Genomic DNA, 17,151 nt, shown 5'->3' on the forward strand with positions numbered 1-17,151 from the left:
CTACGTCCGATCTGTGGTGGGGTGCTTGATCTCTCGGAGCTGGCGGCCACGGCGCCGGTAGCGCCAGATGAAGTAGCCGACGCCGACCGCGAGAACCGCGCCGATGATCACGCCCCACGCGGTGGCGGCACGGAAACCGGGCGCCTCGACGTCGAAGATGCGCTCACCGGCATGGGCGCCGTTCCCGCCACCGGCGACCACGGTGAGGGTGAGCAGATTGGGGACCGCGACGATCACGCCGAGAACAGCGAACATGATCGTCGGGACGTTCTTCATCCGACCGCGGTAGACGAAGGACAGCGTGAAGAACAGCACGGGCACGAAGGTGCAGACGATCCCGAGGACCAGTCCGGTGCCGATGCCGCGGCTGAACGAACCCTCGACACGCTGTCCGATCTGGCCGGCCCACCAGCGGGGCAGGAATGCCTCGAGGATGAAATAGGTGACCACGAGCAGCGCAGCGATGACGAGTCCGATCACCACCTTCTTGACGACGGCGTTCGCGCGTTCGCCCGCGGTCGGCTTGACCGGCGTCGCGTCTGTCGTCGGGTCGGTCGCCGGCGCCGTACCGGGCTCGCTCCCGACGGGATACGAGGCGGACGAAGGAGTGGTTCCCGGTGGCGACCCGGCGGGCGGCACCGCTCCCGGCGGGTACGCACCTGACGACGGCTGTCCCGGTCCACCCGGCGTCGGGGGATGTCCGGATGGATTCGCCGAGAACGGTTCGTTGCTCATGGGCCGAGTCTATGCGCGGGTGGCGAGCTGACCGCCGAGAAGAGCGGCACGGTCACTCCGGCTCACGGATGCCGCCGTAGATGCCGCGACGGACGATCCATGGCTGCAGGATCGTGTCGACCGACCAGGCGGGGAAGCGGAACGGGCGGCCGTTGGGCGCGAACACCTGCAGACCATCGGCCTGTACCCCGAGCACAGAACCCCACCTTCGCCGCGGCGGAACGTAGCTCCGCACCCGGTCGGGCCGTCCGGCGAGGTCGGCGCGGATGTTGTGCGCGAGCAGGCGATCGGCCCGGTTGCGGGCGGAGCTGCGGAGGTCGTCGGTCGCCGCGACGTCGCCGATCGCGTACACGAACTCGACACCGGGGACCCGTAGTTCGGCCGTCACACGGACGAAGCCCGACGCGTCGAGGACATCCGGCAGCAGCCATTCCGTGTTCGGCGTGACCCGGCCGATGGCCCACAGCACGGCGTCGGCCTCGACCGCCGGCTGTCCGGTCGAGAAGCTCACCGGCCCCGGCGTGATCTCGTCGCAGCCGAATCCGTCGGGCACGGCCGCGCGGTGGCCGCCGTGCACGCCGACACCCAGCCGGCGCAGCCGCGCGAGGACCGTGGCCCAGGTCCGCGGATGATGGTGTGGGAGGGCGCGTTCGCCCGGGTGATAGAGATCGATGCGCTTGTCCGGCCAGGTCCGCGCCAGGTTGGCGGCGGCACTCACCGCAGCCGCCCCGCCACCGATGACGGCGATGGAGGCGGCCTCGGCGAACCGCTCGTGCGACGACCTTAGGTCGGCGTCGACGTCCGCGGCGGACTGCAGGTCCGGTTGTCGCCAGAAGCCGTTGCGGACCCCGGTGGAGATGACCAACGCATCGAAACCCTCGACGCTCTCGGAGCCGGCGGCATCGACGACGGTGACGGTGCGGTTGTCGAGATCGGCGGCCGTCAGCGTGCCGTGGACGGTCCGGATACCGTCGAGTTTGCGGAAGCGTCCGAACGGGATTCGGTAATCACGTGCCCAGGCGTCGGGCCGGCTGATCCGCAGACCGAGTTCCTGCCCGCTGACGAGTCCCGGCTTCGACGAGATCCCCACGACATCGACGTGCGAGGCGAGGTGGATCGCGGTCAGCAATCCGGAGTCACCGAGACCGGCGACGACGACGCGCGGTCGGCTCACGCAGAGACCTGATCCGGCGGGTGCGCGGCAGAGCGCGGCGGGCGTGGGACGAAGCGCGGTACCCGGTCGATGACGTCCTGATAGCTGGGGCGTCGCTCGAGACTCCGCTTCTCCATCATCGGGATGCTCGCACGGAGGAACATCGCCAGCACCAGCACCGCTCCCACGAACAGCCACCACCAGTCACCGGGTGAGGCGGCGAGCCCGAACAGGGCCATCGACACCCAGAACATGACCTCCCCGAAGTAGTTCGGGTGGCGCGACCACGCCCATACGCCCGTGTCCAGGACGGCGCCCGGCGTCCGGTGAGCGGCGAAACGACGCAGTTGCCCGTCGGCGACGTACTCGAGCAGCGTGGCGGCGAGTCCGACGACGGCCGCCACGGCGGTCAGCCATGCCACGACGCCGCCGGTGTGGGTGACCGCCACGTAGACCGGGATCATGCCGAGGAACACCTGGACGGTGGGGAAGACGTGGATCGCCATCAGGTCGACGGGCAACTCCGCGCGTCCGGCCCCGGATTTGAGCATCGGATAGCGCCAGTCCTCGTGCTGCAGACCCGGCCAGCCGATCGCCCAGTTGGCGGTGAGACGAATCGCCCAGGCACCGACGACGACGGCGATGACCCAACAGTGCACCGCGTCGATCCCGAGGTCGCCTGCCGCCCACCAGTAGATGAGGAGCGCGGGCGGCACCACACTCCAATAGGCGTCGTAGAAGCTGGAATTGCCGTAGTACCTGCTGAACGCGAAGATCACCAGCGTGGCCAGCAGATCGGCGATCAACGTGTCGAGCCACAGGTGGCCGGTGGCGGGACCCCACATCAGCCAGGCCGCGGCGACCGCGAAGGCGATCACGTAGGCGACGGTGACGCGGACGAACGAACCGGTGCGGCTGACGGCGGTGTCGGTGCTCACGGGCGTGTCCACTCGGTCACAGCTGTTCTTCGATGGACCCGGCGAGTTTCTCCGGCTTGGTGGTCGGGGCATACCGCGCGACGACCAACCCGTCCCGGCCGATCAGGAACTTGGTGAAGTTCCATTTGATGCGCCCGCCGAGGACGCCGGACTTCTGGTCCCGCAGCCATGCGAACAGCGGGTGGGCGTCGGGACCGTTCACGTCGACCTTCGCGAACATCGGGAACGTCACGTCGTAGGTCAGCGAGCAGAAGTTCTTGATCTCGTCCTCATCACCGGGCTCCTGGTGCCCGAACTGATCGCAGGGAAAGCCGAGGACGCGCAGCCCCTTGTCGGCGTAGTCGCGGTGCAAGGCCTCCAGGCCGCGGTACTGCGGGGTGAATCCGCACTGCGAGGCGGTGTTCACGATGAGCAGGGGACTGCCCTGGAATTCCGAGAGTTCGACGGGGTTGCCGTCGATACCGGTGGCGGTGAAGTCGTACGCAGAGGTCATGACACTACGCTACGTGCCGATCAAGCACTTGCTCGGGAGAACCGTCCAAGGACTTCGGGTCACTCCCCGAAACGTTCCGTCCGGATGCGGGTCCGGTCGTGGCCGGCGTCGACCATCCACCGGGCGCAGTTCTCGACGAAGCGGTTCGGCCCGCAGATGAACACCGTCGGCGACGTCGCGGGATCGAGCGTGAGTCCGGCCAGTTCGTCCGCGGTGAGGCGCCCCGGGGGTCGCGTCGCGTCCTCGGGCCCGACGCGGGTGTGGATGAGGTGAACGTCCATGCGCCGGTGGTCGATCAGCTGCCGGAACTCGTCCCGGTAGTAGACGCGGTCGGGACTGCGGACCGAGTAGACGAGTGAGAACGGCGTCTGCGGCGCCTCGACCTCGCGACTGCGGATCATCGACATGAGCGGCGCGATCCCGGAGCCACCGCCGATCAGCTGGACGGGGCGGTCGTCGCCGGACGGCCACGTGAACCAGAATCCGTGCGGATCGCTGATCTCCAGCGGGTCACCGGGCTCGACGACGTCGACCAGGTACGGCGACACCTCGCCGTCATGGAGTCGTTCGACGGTGACCTCGACCGAGCGGGTCTCGCGGACGTCGGACAGCGAGTAGGCCCGCGCGGTGGAGTAGCCGTCTTCGGCGGTCAGGCGGATGTCGACGTGTTGGCCGGGCAGCGCATGGATGGCCTCCGGAAGGGCGAGGCGCAGCGTCCGCGCGGTCGGGGTGATGTCGACAACCGAGGTGACCGTCGTGAGATGCCAGGTCGTCACGAGTAGCGCTGCTCGCGCCAGGGGTCGCCGTACATGTGGTACCCGCGCTCCTCCCAGAAACCGGGTGCGTCCTCGGCCATGAACCGAAGCCGCCGAACCCATTTGGCACTTTTCCAGAAGTACAGGTGCGGTACCAGGAGTCGTGCCGGACCGCCGTGCTCGGCAGCGAGCGGTTCACCGTCGTAGGTGTCGGCGATCCAGCCGCGCCCGCCCACGAGATCGGCAAGCGGCACATTGGCGGTGTAACCGCCGTGGCAGTGCGCCATCACATACGGTGCCGGCTCCCACGGCAGCGCCTGCAGCAGCGTGTCGAACGAGACCCCGCGCCACCGCGTGTCGAACTTCGACCACCTTGTGACGCAATGGATATCGGTGGTGATGTCGTCGTGCTGCAGATCTTGGAACTGCTCCCACGTGAATGTTGCCGCCCGATGGTCTGCCGACTGCACGGCCAGCATCCAACCCTCCGGGGCGACGGAGGGTGTCGGCTCGGAGGACAGGACCGGGAAATCGAGTGTCGTGTACTGCCCTGGTGGGAGACGCCGCGCATCGCGGTCGCGGCGTCCCACGAACCCTCGGTTGACGATGGCCATGGTCGCGCAGTCTACGCGGCTGCATTCCATTCGGCCCGCTCGCTTCGCTCCCGGCGCCGGCCATCGATTCGGCCCGCTCGCTTCGCTCCCGGCGCCGTCGCCCCTTCGGCCCGCTCGCTTCGCTCCCGGCGCCGTCAGGAGAAGTCGAACAGCGGCGGCACCGCGACGACCACCGCGGCCGCCCAGAGCCCGAACACCGGCAGGTAGTCCGTCTGCCACCGCTCCGTGGCGTCGAACCCGTGGCGGCGACGCACGAAACCGAAGAGCAGATACGCAGCCCACGACAGGTTCACCAGCAGAACGAGGTTGAGGCCCAGGGCCACGGTCTTGTTGGCGGTGAACCCGAACTCCGCGATACGCGAGGCCATGATCGTCAGCATGACCGCGTCGACCGCGAGCGCGGTCACCACCAGTACCAGCTGCAGACGGTCGAAGAGCTCCGGGCGCAGATGCGGATCGCGCGCCGAGATCGCGTACAGCAGCAGGCCGAGAACGAGGACGAGGATCAGGTCGACGAGGATCAGCAACTCGCGGTCGACGTCCACGACGTCGCCGCTGGTCACCATCGCGACCAGCAACACGACGAGCATGACCGCGGTGATCGGCGTGAACACCTTGGTCAACACCGGTGCGATGTTCTCGACCACGCTCTGCTTCGCTTCGACCAGCCAGGCGGCGAGCAGCACGATCCCGGTCGCGGCGATCGGCGCCAGCCACTGGGAGATCACGGCGTCGACGTCGATGTCGAGGGCACCGAAGGCGCCGGCGGTCAGTCCCGTGAGCACAGCCGCGCCCAGGCCGAGAAGCGTTGCATACACCACCCATTCGCCGGTGAAGCGGATGAAGTCCATGCGCCGGGGACCCGATCTCCATCGGCCGCCGACGTACGTCACGCCCACCAGGAACCACAGGACGATCGGCGCGTGGATCGCGACGATGACCTGCGTCGGCCCCTCGTCGACGAAGGGATAGATGTTGACGGCCACGCCGGTCACGACGAATGCGGCGGCCACCGCGAGCGCGGTTCGTGTCGAGACCCGGCGTTTCCAGCCGAAATACACTGCCAGGAACGGCAACACGAGCAGAGTCGCATTGCGGACGAGAACCCATTCGGGCATCACCTCGAGCGCGATGCGGACCGTGGCGGCCGCCGCGACGACGAGACCGATCACGACGCCGAGCTCGTGACGTCTTCGGCCCAGGTCCCCGGCCGGTTCCGCGGTCAGGACCAGCTGTTTCCACAACCTGTCGGAATGCTCGCGGGCGAACTCGCGCGAGAGCGCATCGACTCGTCCCATTCGCTTGACGGCGACCAGGAACGCTTCGTCGTCGTCGAGACCGCCGGCGGCGAGGTCGGCGATCTGACCGCGCAGGTGGTCTTCCATCTCATCGGCATCGGTGGTGGCAATGGCCTGATGGCGCAGGACATATCCGCGCCACCGGTCGATCTGGCTCTCGAGTTCGGTGTCCGCGCTCACGCCAGGCCCTCCGCGGTGGGCGGCAGGGCGACCGTCCGCCACACCTGATCGAGCGCGTCGGCCACGACTTCCCATTGGGACCTGCGCTCGGCGAGGGCGGCCAGCCCCGACGGCGTGATCGTGTAGTGCTTACGCCGTCTGCCGGTGTCGGCCTTGCCCCAGGTCGCCTCGACATGGCCGGCACGCTCGAGCCGGTGGAGCAACGGGTAGAGCATGCCGTCGGTCCATTCCATCCGGCCACCGGACATCTCCCGGACGCGCTTCAGGATCGCGTACCCGTAGGACTCACCCTCGGCGAGAATGCCGAGCACCAGCGGCGTCGCGGATGCGGCCACCAGGTCTTTCTCGATATACATAGAACCCCTATACCTAGAACTACAAGGAGCATAGCAGCTCTAGGTATGAGGCCGACTCGATCGAGGCCTTCCGGGTATCTCTGCGACAGCTATTTCTTGGACAGCGACGACTCCTTGTGCGCCGCCTTCGAACCCGTCTTCGACGACTTCACGATCCAGTACGGCTCGTCCTCGCTGGCCTTGAACTTCTGGCCCTCGAAGGTGAACTCTTTGGTCCGCTTCTCCTCGGCCGTGCCCTCGGTCTCGCCCTGAGACGTGTTCCAGCGCACGGTGTCGTTCTTCTTGATCGCCATGGCGACAGAGTGCCCCGCCGGCGACGACGGTCAAACCTCCGCCGCCCGCTCGACCGGGCTGGGCGACCGGCGCGAACGGCACCTGTCGGATCGCTTGCTGTGGAACGATCATCAGGTCGTGACGAGCCGGAGGTACGCATGGGCGTGGAACGTCCCGAGAACCATCAGGGAACCGATCCGGTTATCGATGTCCGGGGGCTGCGCAAGAACTTCGGCAAGTTCGAGGCGCTACGGGGGCTCGACCTCCAAGTCGCCCGCGGCGAGGTCCACGGTTTCCTCGGTCCCAACGGCGCAGGCAAGTCGACGACGATCCGCATCCTGCTGGGTTTGTTGCGAGCGGACGGGGGAGAGGTCCGACTGCTGGACGGCGACCCCTGGCGTGATGTCGTGGAGCTACATCGGCGACTGGCATACGTACCCGGCGACGTCGCGCTGTGGCCGACGATGACCGGCGGCGAGATGATCGATCTGCTCGGCTCGATGCGAGGCGGTCTCGACGAGCAGCGTCGTGCCGATCTCGTGGCGAGGTTCGAACTCGACACGACCAAGCGCGGGCGGCAGTACTCCAAGGGCAACAGGCAGAAGGTCGCGATCGTGGCCGCGTTGGCGTCCGATGTCGAGTTGCTCATCCTCGACGAGCCGACGTCCGGGCTGGACCCGTTGATGGAGAACGTATTCCAGGAAGTCGTGCGCGAGGCCACCGACCGGGGTACCACCGTGCTGTTGTCGAGTCACATCCTTGCCGAGGCCGAAACCCTCGCCGACCGGCTCTCCATCATCCGCGACGGGGCCGTCGTGGCGACCGGCACGCTGGCCGAGCTTCGCGGACACACCCGCACTTCGGTTCGTGCGGAACTGGATTCGCTTCCGGATCCGAATCTCCTGGCGCAGCTGCACGACGTCGACGTGCGCGACACCGGTTCCGGAGGGTATCGCCTGAGCGCGACCGTGGACTCGGATCGGATCGGATCGGTCATGGCGGTGCTGCCATCCTGCGGCCTGCGTGCCCTGACGGTCGAACCACCGTCGCTGGAGAGTCTGTTCCTGTCGCTGTACGAGCCGGGCGATCTTCCCCGAGGCGAACGGTGAGGCGATGACGGCGTCGACGATCGGCACCGCCCCGCTGTTGCGGGCCTCCCTGCACCACGAGGGTCGCAGCTTCCTGCCGTGGATCGTGCTGCCGACCGCTCTCGCCGTGTCCTCGGTCATCGCGTATCCGTTGTTGTTTCCCGACGCCGCGGAACGCTCCGCGTTCGCCGCGACCATCGGCTCGAATCCCGCGCTGGGCCTCATCTTCGGGCCCGCCTACGACCTGTCCACCGTCGACGGTTTCGTCGCGTGGCGCAGCCTTGCGCTCGGCGGATTCGTCGCGGCCCTCGCAGCGATCTTCATCGTGGTCAAAGCCGCGCGCGTACAGGAGGACTCCGGCCAGGCGGAACTCCTCGCCGCAGGTGTGCTCGGGCGCGCCGCGCGGCTGTCGACCGCGCTGATCATGGCCGGCTTGTGCTCCATCGCCATCGGAGTCGTCGCGGGTCTCGCGACGTCGCTGTGCGGCGGGGACTGGGAATCGTCGTTTCTGCTGGGATTCGGTTTCACGGTCACCGGCTGGATGTTCGGCGCCGTCGCGGCGGTGAGTGCCCAGGTGGGCTCGGACGCGCGGGCCGCCACCACGATCGCGGTGTCGCTTCTCGGCGTGCTGTTCGTGCTGAGGGGCTTCCTCTTCTCGGTGAACGCACCGGCGTGGACCACGTGGATCAATCCGCTGGGATGGGTTCAGGAGACCCGACCGGCAACCGGAGATCACTGGTGGCCTCTGCTGCTCGGGGTGATCTTCGTGGTCGTCGTGGGAGCGGCGGCTTTCGTGTTGCAGAGCGCGCGGGACTTCGGTCAGGGACTCGTTCCGGCGCGACCTGGTCCGTCACGGGGCCGCGTCGGCTCGCCACTGTCTCTTGCGTTCCGCCTCAACCGCGCGCCGATCGTGTCGTGGGCACTCGCCTTCGTCGGACTCGGCGTCGTCTTCGGCTACTTCACCAGGTCGGTTCGCGGTCTCCTGACCGCTAATCCGGCGATGGCCCAGATCTTCGCTTCCGGCGCCGCGTCGCCCGCGGACCTGGTGTCGGCATTCGTCACGACGATTCTCGGTCTGGTGGGGATCATCGCGTCCGTCGCCGGCGTACAGATCGTCAACCGAATCCGTACCGAGGAGCTCGACGACCGCGCGGAGGCGGTACTCGCCACCTCCGTCAGCCGGTCGAGCTACTTCGGCGCCACCACCGGGGTCGCACTCGTCGTCCCCGCCGTTCTCGTCACCGTCGCCGGCTCGGTCATCGGGATCTTCGCCTCGACAACGGATCTCGACATCGGTTTCGGCGACGTCTTCGTCCAGTCGATTGCCACGATCCCGGCCGTCTGGGCCGTCGTCGGCATCGCGGTCGCCGTCATCGGCGCCCGACCACACATGCGGCCCGCGATCTGGCTGGGCGTCCTGGTGTCGTTCGTGCTGACGATCCTGGGCCCGAGCTTCAAGCTCCCGGAGTGGGCGCTGGGAGTCAGTCCGTTCCACCACGTGCCGGATGTCTCTGCCGCGCAACCCGACTGGTGGGGGCTGTGTGGGGTGGGAGTGGTCGTGGTGTTGCTGGTCGTACTCGGGTTCGCCGGGTTCCGGCGGCGGGACGTGCCATAGACGCACCCTGGGGTGCGAGCCCAACCACTGACCCCTGAGGTGCGAGCCCTACTTCTGATCCCTGAAGTGCGAGCCCGACTACTGATCCCTGCGGAGCGAACCCAACCAATGATCCCTGCGGAGCGAACCCAACCAATGATCCCTGCGGAGCGAACCCAACCAATGATCCCTGAGGTGCGAGCGAAGCGAGCCACGAAGGGCCTCGCAACGTGTCTCGCCAGCCCCTTCGTGGCTCGTCGCTTTCGCTCCTCACACCTCAGGGAGCAGAAGGATGTCCACACCTCAGGAGCAGGAGAGTGTCCACACCTCAGGAGCAGGAGAGTGTCCACACCTCAGGGAGCAGGCGGGTGTCCGCACCTCAGGGAGCAGGAAATCAGCCCAGGGCTGCCGCGAGGCGGCGCCACTGCTCGCGCGGGAAGCCTCGGTGGTCGGCCTGCAGAACCTGCACGCACACATGGTCCGCGCCGGCCGCACGGTGCTCGTCGATCCGCTTGCGGATCGCGGCCTCGTCGCCCCAGACGATCAGAGCGTCGAAGAGTCGGTCGCTCGCCGAGGTCAGGTCCTCCTCGGAGAACCCGAGACGCCGAAGATTGTTGGCGTAGTTCGGCATCGCGAGGTAGCCCTTGAGCCACTTCGTGCCGATCGCGCGTGCCTCGTCGCGGTCGGCGGCGAAGATCGCCGTCTGCTCCGGGGCGAGCAGCGGCCTGTCGCCGAGAGTGTCGCGGGCGATCGAGGTGTGGTCCGGGGTCACCAGGTAGGGGTGGGCTCCGGCAGTCCGGTCGGCCGAGAGCTGGAGCATCTTCGGTCCGAGCGCGGCCAGCACCCGGGCATCGGCCGGCACCGGCTGCGGCGCGTCGTCCAGGCCGTCGAGGAACGCCTTGGTGGTCGCGAGCGGCTTCTTGTAGCGTCCGGCTTCCTGCGCGTCGATCAGCGGTGCGTGGCTGATGCCGAGGCCGAGAAGGAACCGCGGGCCGAACTGCTCGCTGAGGCGCGCGTGGGCCGCCGCGACGTCATGCGGCTCATGCATCCACATGTTGAGGATTCCGGTGGCGATCACGGTGTTGCGGGTCGCACCGAGCAGGTTCTCGACCGCATCGAGGACCGGACCGCCCACGTCGGGGATCCACAGGGCTGTGTAACCCAATTCGTCGAGCTCGGCCGCGGCTTCGGCGGCCTCCCCGGTGTCTCCGTACCGTAGCGGTGAACTCCAGATTCCTACGCCGTCGAATTTCATGCCCTCGACACTACCGATCGAGTGATCGGGTTGTGGCGACGGTCGAATCCGGCTCAGCTGTTCGCCGGTCGACCCGCCGCCGCCTCCAGCCGCGCGTCCATCGCGGCGGTCATCCGCTTGAACAGGTTGATCGCGACGACCCCCGCGACGATGAGGACGACTCCCGCGACGGTGCCGAGTGAGTCGGTGACCAACCCGGAGATGCCGATCGCGAGAACGTAGATCGGCACCCAGCCGAACAAATGCAGGATGCTCTCCGGCTTCTCGTCGGTGGCCCATCCCTCCCGAATCGCAGCACGGTAGGTCGCGTAGTCGGGATAGAACTCGGTGAACGCGATCGCGAAGATCGTGCCACCGATCTGGATGATCCACCCGGTCCAGAAGTTGTTCGGGTCGTCGAGCACCAGATCGCCGAACGCGCCCGAGATCGCGGCGACACCGAACCCGGCCACCCATGCCCAGGTGATGACGTAGTTGATGTGGATGAACAGCGGGCTGTCCCAGAATTCCTTCTCGGTGGTCTCCCGCGCGTACTGGAGGGTGAACGGCTGACGCACGAGGATCGACCCGAGCGCGAACGAGACCAGAGCGATGTTGGTCATCTCCCCGCCCCAGCGCTCCAGCCAGTCGATGACGCCGTCGGAGGCGAACAACGCGATGATCGCCATCGTGCCGAAGTAGGTGACGTCGAAGACTTCGAGGAGCTTCACACTCGTGCCACGCTTGTGACCGCCGATCACCAGCAGGAGCGACAGCGCGAACGCCGACGCCGCGGCCTCCTCGAACCGGCCGGGCCCCGCGAGCAGCGCCATGAGGATCCACGGGGACATACCCGCGAACGGCGAGTTGAGGAACAGCGTCAATGCGTGCCGGGCGCCCGACGTCGGCGGTGGATCGGTCCGCGTCGAGTCGGCCACCGGCGGAGTCGGATCATCGCTCATTGCTGAATTGTGAGGCGCGACGAGGCAATCCGCAGCGCACTACGGCAATCCGCCTCACATTTGTGTGGGGCCGGGCCCGCAGGTCCCGCCCGGACATCCGCACTCATGGCGTCCCCGACGACGGCCACCCGTCTCAACGTCATCGACATGGCGGGCGGTAAACGAGAACTCCGCGATTCGGGTAATTCAGGCGGCGACCGGGGCAAATTCCCCGATGGACACGTTCTTTCACCGCGCAGCGCATAAATTCCGTGGTGGTGTGGGGGAGGATGATCCCGGAGGCGGGAGGGGTGACTCGATGGCACGATCCGCAGGTGACGACCACGGGTCCGCGGGGATGCCCGCCGGAGTCGTTCCCGGCGCTGGGGAAACACCCGGCGACGCCGCCGTTGCCGAACGTCATCGCCTCCTACTCGAACTGAGCCCCGACGCCATCGTCGTGCACCAGGACGGCTTGATCGTCTATGTCAACTCTGCTGCACTCGCTTTCTCGCACGTCGACAACCGCGAGGCGATGCTCGGCCGTCCGATCGCCGAGTTCGTCCATCCAGAAGAGTTGCCCCGGATGGTCGAGCGGATCGCGGCCATGAGCGATGCGCCAGGTGCCGCGACGAAACCCGAAGAAGTCGTGATGGTGGACGCCCACGGTGTCTCGCGACCGATGGAGGTCATCTCGGTTCGCACCGTATGGCACGACTCCCCGGCCTACCAGGTCATCCTGCGCGACGTCTCCGCGCACAAGGCGGTCGAGTCGGCTCTCCGCCGGCACGCGATACTCCTCGAGCATGTCAGCAACGCGGTGGTTGCCGTCGACGACCAGTTGACCGTCCTGTCGTGGAACCCTGCCGCAGAGCGGATGTACGGCCGCCGCGCCTCCGAGGCGATCGGACGGAATCTCGACGACGTGGTCGGCGTCCACGTCGATCTGCAGACGGCGGTCTCGCTCGGCAGAGCGGTGGATCAGCACCACCGCCGTCACGACAACGGACGATCGTTTCCGACCCGGACGTCGGTGACGACCATGGACGACGGCTTTCTCGTCGTCGTCGAACCGACGCACCGTTCTTTCGTCGAGCGTCTCGGCGTCGTTCTCGATGCACTCCATCAGGCGGTGATCGTCGTGCGCGAGGACGGCGACATCGAACTCGCGAACCCGGCCGCGGCGACGCTGCTGGGCCAGGAGGCGGTCCCGGGATCGGGGATAGACGAGCTGAAACTGGAGTTCGCCGAGGGCGAGTCCCCGATCACGCAGTGTCTGCGCACCCGCGAGCCGGTCACCAACACGACCGCGAAGGTCACGACATCCGTCGGGGCACGCTGGTTGTCGTGCAGCTGCCGACCGATCCCCGACGACGGCACCGACGTGGTCGTCCTCGTGTCGTTCGTCGATGTCACCGACGACTTCCGGGAACGAACCGACCTCGCGTGGGGCCCTGTCCGCGACCCGTTGACGGGCTTGTACAACCGCTCCGGGATCATCCGTGAGCTCGAATCGCACATGGCCGGACTCGAAGCGGAAGACGAGGACGACTCGTGCTGTGTCGCGATTTTCTACATCGATCTCGACAACTTCAAACTGGTCAACGACTCACTCGGCCATGCCGTGGGCGACGAGGTGTTGCACACCGTCGCGCAGCGGCTGGCGCTGATCACACCCGACTGCGCGGCGGTAGGACGTCTGGGTGGCGACGAGTTCGTGCTCGTATCCACCCTCGGAACAGCGTGCTCCGCCGACGAGATCGAGGCGCAGATCGACAAGATCCGCGGAACGGTGGACGAACCCGTCACGGTGACTTCCCGGTCCGAACCGCTCACTGTCCGGGCGAGTATCGGCGTTGCGACCGTCAACGCCGGGGACGAGTTCACCGCCGCCGACCTCCTGCGCGACGCCGACATCGCGCTGCACCGGGCGCGCAAGGCTTCGCGAGCCAGCTACGTCCGGTTCCAGACCCAGCACCGGGAAGAACTGCAGCGCCAGCAGCGTATCGAAGAGGAACTGCGACGCGTTCTCGACGCCGACACCGACCAGCTCGAGGTCCACTATCAGCCGATCGTGTCGACCGGTGACGGCGCCCTCGTCGGACTCGAAGGTCTTCTGCGCTGGCACCACCCGGAGCTGGGCTCCATCTCACCGACCGAGTTCATCCCGCTCGCAGAAGGATCCAACCTCATCGACCGGGTGGGGAACTACGTCTTGGAGACCGCGGCCGCCGAGGTGGCGGCCGTCCCCGAACTGCGCCGGGTGATGTTGTGCATCAACGTCTCCCGGCGCGAACTCACCAACGGGCAGTTCCCGGACCGGCTCCGGGACACGATCACCCGGTCCGGCCTGGACCCCGCCGCGTTCTGTCTGGAGATCACCGAGAGTGCACTCGACCCGCTCGACGGGGACCTGCTCACTCTCTTGCGGGACGTACGCGAGCTCGGAACACAGGTGTCGCTCGACGATTTCGGCACCGGTGCGTCGTCGCTGAGCGAGTTCTACCGCCTACCGGTCAGCGTGCTGAAAACCGCGAAGTCCTTCGTCGACGCCCTCGAGGAACATCCGAGCGCGAAGTCGATCCTCGCCGGCATCGTGACGATGGCGCACGCCGCCGGGATGCGGGTCGTCGCCGAGGGAGTGGAAACGGAGTCGCAGGCCGCGATCGTCGCCGAGGTCGGGTGCGACCTGGCCCAGGGATACCATTTCGGCCGCCCGGCTCCGCTGGCGGAGGTCATCGCGTCCGGACTCCGGATCCGTCCGAATCCCGGTGTCTGGGAGAACGCCTGACCTTCCCGGCGCGTGTGTCGACCGCCCCCACGCTCCGACACGAGACCACCGGCGCGCGCCTGCGATCCGAGCTCGTCGTTGTCCGATAGCGTCAGTCGTGGCGACTCACGCGAGTAGATTGAGCGCCAACGTCGATTACCCGGCGTCCATGCAACCGGACAGCGAGGTCACGGACATGACACACATTCTGCGGTGGGCTTCTCCGACGGTCAGGACGACGCCATGACCGACCAGCAGCGCGAAGTCGCCGAACAACACACTGCCAAGGTCATCGGCGTCACGGTCGCCGCCGCGGTCGGCGGATTCCTGTTCGGTTTCGACAGTTCGGTCGTCAACGGCGCGGTCGACTCGATCGAAGCGGATTTCGGACTGGGCAAGCTGATGACCGGCTTCACCGTCGCGATCGCACTGCTCGGTTGCGCGCTCGGCGCCTGGTTCGCCGGCCGGTTGGCCGACGTCTGGGGTCGCAAGCGCGTGATGCTGCTCGGCTCCGCACTTTTCATCATCTCGGCGATCGGGACCGGTTTCACCCAGACGATTCCCGACCTGCTGCTGTGGCGTGTCCTCGGCGGCATCGGCATCGGTATCGCTTCGGTCATCGCGCCGGCCTACATCTCCGAGATCGCACCGGCCCGATATCGCGGGGCCCTCGCCTCCATGCAGCAGTTGGCGATCACACTGGGAATCTTCGCGGCGTTGCTCTCCGACGCGCTGCTAGCAGACAGTGCCGGGAGCGCGTCGAGCGACTTCTGGTGGGGTCTGGAGGCGTGGCGGTGGATGTTCCTCGTCGGCGTCGTGCCTGCGGTCGTCTACGGTGTGCTGGCGCTCCTGATCCCGGAGTCGCCGCGATACCTGGTGGGCCGCAACCGCGATGCCGAGGCGGCACGGATCCTGCAGGAGGTGACCGGCGAGGAGAATCCGCTCGAGCGGGTCAGAGAGATCAAGCTGACGGTCAAGCGTGAGGCGAAGTCGTCGATCAAGGACATCACGGGGCCGTCGTTCGGACTTCACCCGCTCGTCTGGGTGGGCATCTGGCTGGCGATCTTCCAGCAGTTCGTCGGTATCAACGCGATCTTCTACTACTCGACCACCCTGTGGCAGTCCGTCGGCTTCTCCGAGGCCGACTCGTTCAAGACGTCGGTCATCACCGCCGTCATCAACGTCGTGATGACCTTCGTGGCGATCTTGTTCGTCGACCGCCTCGGACGCCGCAGGCTCCTGCTCGGCGGGTCGGTGGGCATGTTCATCGGTCTGCTCATGGCGTGTATCGCGTTCACCCAGCAGATCGGTGAGGGCGAGAACATCACGCTGCCCGACCCCTGGGGTGTGGTCGCACTGATCGGCGCCAACCTCTTCGTGGTCGCCTTCGCGGCGACCTGGGGCCCGGTGATGTGGGTGATGCTGGGGGAGATGTTCCCGAACCGGATCCGCGGCGTCGCCCTGGGCGTCTGCACGGCGGTCAACTGGGTCGCGAACTTCACCATCTCGATGCTGTTCCCGCCGATGACCGAAGCAGTGGGCTTGGGGATCATCTACGGGTTCTTCGCCTTCTGCGCCGCGGCATCGTTCTTCTACGTCTTCCGGAAGGTCGAGGAGACCAAGGGTATGGAGCTCGAGCAGATGGATTCGGTCGCAGACGCGCGACTCTCACAGTTCACCGCGGTCCGCGCGGCGAAGGACAAGGGCTGAATGTTCGATCTCCGCGAACTCTCGCGCCGCGTTGTCGCCGCCCCCATGGCCGGTGGTCCGACCACCCCGGAGCTGGTGGTGGCGGCGGCGTCGGCCGGCGGTGTCGGCCAGCTCGCCGCCGGCTACCTGAGCCCCGACAGGGTGCGCGCCGACATCACGGCCGTGCGGGCGGCGGGCACCGAGGTCTTCGGCGTCAACATCTTCGTTCCGGAATCGGAGCCGGTGGACCCCGACGCCCTCGCCCGCTACCGTGCCGAACTGGTGCCGTATGCGCGAAGTCTGGGTGTGACCCTTCCCGACGTCGACGACCTGGGCGACGACGACCATTTCGACGCCAAGATCCGGCTGATGTGCGACGAGCGGATCTCGCTTGTCTCCTTCGCTTTCGGGTGTCCCCGGCCTGAGGTCTTCGCCGAGCTACACCGGCATGGGTGCAACGTCGGGGTCACGGTGACCACGGCCGCGGATGCCGAGATCGCCGGGCAGGCCGGGGCCGACTGGCTCATTGTGCAGGGTCCGGACGCCGGCGGTCATCGATCGGTCTTCGACCGTCGGACCAGCCCTCCCACACTGCCTCTGCCTGACTTGATCGGCGAGGTGGCCGATCGGGTGAAACTGCCGATCGTCGCCGCGGGCGGGATCTCGACGGCGGCCCGGGCCGACGAGATCCGATCCCTGGGACCCGTTGCGGTACAGGTCGGTACCGTTCTGCTGAGAACCAGCGAGGCCGGTACCAAGCCCGCCCATGCGGCCGCACTCGCCGACCCGGAACGAACCGAGTCCGTGGTCACGTGGGCGTTCAGCGGCCGACCTGCCCGCGCACTACGAAACCTGTTCACCGACAGATTCTCCGACGTCGCGGTGGCCGAATACCCGGCCGTCAACACGTTGACCGGCGGCATCCGGCGCGCCGCCGCCAACGATCCCGACGGCATCAACCTCTGGGCCGGGAGCGGGTTCCGCGACGCCGTCGAGGAGTCGGCCGTCGATACGATCACCCGGCTCGGCTGATCACGCTC

16 protein-coding genes are annotated in these 17,151 nt (G+C 67.3%); 5 read left to right on the forward strand and 11 right to left on the reverse strand.

Features of this window, described 5'->3' with window-relative positions; translation table 11 throughout:
- The 9 genes from AC3B6C_RS20065 to AC3B6C_RS20105 all read right to left on the reverse strand — a co-directional run bounded on the left by AC3B6C_RS20065 (position 1) and on the right by AC3B6C_RS20105 (position 6,815).
- Entirely contained in the window at positions 1 to 735 is a 735-nt protein-coding gene (locus AC3B6C_RS20065; RefSeq protein WP_014926840.1) for a hypothetical protein, read from the reverse strand.
- A 52-nt stretch (positions 736 to 787) separates the two neighbouring features.
- Positions 788 to 1,909, reverse strand: coding sequence for an FAD-dependent oxidoreductase (locus tag AC3B6C_RS20070; RefSeq protein WP_488373875.1), 1,122 nt, complete (start codon positions 1,907 to 1,909; stop codon positions 788 to 790).
- Complete coding sequence (locus tag AC3B6C_RS20075) at positions 1,906 to 2,838, reverse strand: DUF1295 domain-containing protein (protein ID WP_488373876.1); 933 nt, start codon at positions 2,836 to 2,838, stop codon at positions 1,906 to 1,908. The genes AC3B6C_RS20070 and AC3B6C_RS20075 overlap by 4 nt, the downstream gene beginning before the upstream one ends.
- A gap of 4 nt (positions 2,839 to 2,842) precedes the next feature.
- Entirely contained in the window at positions 2,843 to 3,319 is a 477-nt protein-coding gene (locus tag AC3B6C_RS20080) for a glutathione peroxidase (protein WP_488373877.1), read from the reverse strand.
- A 59-nt stretch (positions 3,320 to 3,378) separates the two neighbouring features.
- Positions 3,379 to 4,095 carry a ferredoxin reductase gene (locus AC3B6C_RS20085; RefSeq protein ID WP_488373878.1) on the reverse strand — a complete coding sequence of 239 codons (717 nt, stop codon included), beginning with the start codon at positions 4,093 to 4,095 and terminating at the stop codon, positions 3,379 to 3,381.
- Positions 4,092 to 4,688, reverse strand: a complete 597-nt coding sequence (locus AC3B6C_RS20090; RefSeq protein WP_488373879.1) for a sulfite oxidase-like oxidoreductase — start codon at positions 4,686 to 4,688, stop codon at positions 4,092 to 4,094. Before AC3B6C_RS20090 ends, AC3B6C_RS20085 begins: the two co-directional genes overlap by 4 nt.
- 134 nt (positions 4,689 to 4,822) lie before the next feature.
- Positions 4,823 to 6,166: a permease prefix domain 1-containing protein gene (locus AC3B6C_RS20095; protein ID WP_488373880.1), complete on the reverse strand. Its 1,344-nt coding sequence runs from the start codon at positions 6,164 to 6,166 to the stop codon at positions 4,823 to 4,825.
- Positions 6,163 to 6,522: a PadR family transcriptional regulator gene (locus AC3B6C_RS20100; RefSeq protein ID WP_010842578.1), complete on the reverse strand. Its 360-nt coding sequence runs from the start codon at positions 6,520 to 6,522 to the stop codon at positions 6,163 to 6,165. The genes AC3B6C_RS20095 and AC3B6C_RS20100 overlap by 4 nt, the downstream gene beginning before the upstream one ends.
- A gap of 89 nt (positions 6,523 to 6,611) precedes the next feature.
- Positions 6,612 to 6,815 carry a hypervirulence associated TUDOR domain-containing protein gene (locus tag AC3B6C_RS20105; RefSeq protein ID WP_004018570.1) on the reverse strand — a complete coding sequence of 68 codons (204 nt, stop codon included), beginning with the start codon at positions 6,813 to 6,815 and terminating at the stop codon, positions 6,612 to 6,614.
- Positions 6,816 to 6,953: 138 nt separating this feature from the next.
- Between AC3B6C_RS20105 and AC3B6C_RS20110 the strand changes: the two genes are divergently transcribed.
- Positions 6,954 to 7,904 (forward strand): ABC transporter ATP-binding protein, encoded by a 951-nt coding sequence (locus tag AC3B6C_RS20110; protein WP_488373881.1) that lies wholly within the window; start codon positions 6,954 to 6,956, stop codon positions 7,902 to 7,904.
- A 4-nt stretch (positions 7,905 to 7,908) separates the two neighbouring features.
- Positions 7,909 to 9,498 carry an ABC transporter permease gene (locus AC3B6C_RS20115; RefSeq protein ID WP_488373882.1) on the forward strand — a complete coding sequence of 530 codons (1,590 nt, stop codon included), beginning with the start codon at positions 7,909 to 7,911 and terminating at the stop codon, positions 9,496 to 9,498.
- A gap of 373 nt (positions 9,499 to 9,871) precedes the next feature.
- Here the strand turns inward: AC3B6C_RS20115 and AC3B6C_RS20120 are convergent, their stop codons facing one another.
- Positions 9,872 to 10,732 carry an LLM class F420-dependent oxidoreductase gene (locus tag AC3B6C_RS20120; protein ID WP_488373883.1) on the reverse strand — a complete coding sequence of 287 codons (861 nt, stop codon included), beginning with the start codon at positions 10,730 to 10,732 and terminating at the stop codon, positions 9,872 to 9,874.
- A 53-nt stretch (positions 10,733 to 10,785) separates the two neighbouring features.
- Complete coding sequence (locus tag AC3B6C_RS20125) at positions 10,786 to 11,673, reverse strand: hypothetical protein (RefSeq protein WP_193363191.1); 888 nt, start codon at positions 11,671 to 11,673, stop codon at positions 10,786 to 10,788.
- Between the two features lie 298 nt (positions 11,674 to 11,971).
- On the opposite strand from AC3B6C_RS20125, the gene AC3B6C_RS20130 reads away from it, so the two are divergent.
- The 3 genes from AC3B6C_RS20130 to AC3B6C_RS20140 all read left to right on the forward strand — a co-directional run bounded on the left by AC3B6C_RS20130 (position 11,972) and on the right by AC3B6C_RS20140 (position 17,143).
- Positions 11,972 to 14,443 (forward strand): sensor domain-containing protein, encoded by a 2,472-nt coding sequence (locus tag AC3B6C_RS20130; protein WP_488373884.1) that lies wholly within the window; start codon positions 11,972 to 11,974, stop codon positions 14,441 to 14,443.
- A 222-nt stretch (positions 14,444 to 14,665) separates the two neighbouring features.
- On the forward strand, positions 14,666 to 16,132 hold the full coding sequence (locus AC3B6C_RS20135) for a sugar porter family MFS transporter (RefSeq protein ID WP_055476049.1): 1,467 nt from the start codon (positions 14,666 to 14,668) through the stop codon (positions 16,130 to 16,132).
- A complete protein-coding gene (locus AC3B6C_RS20140) occupies positions 16,133 to 17,143 on the forward strand; it encodes a nitronate monooxygenase (protein WP_488373885.1) in 1,011 nt (336 codons plus the stop codon).
- Positions 17,144 to 17,151 lie beyond the last annotated feature (8 nt).

The organism is Gordonia sp. 11cp, from assembly GCF_057767225.1.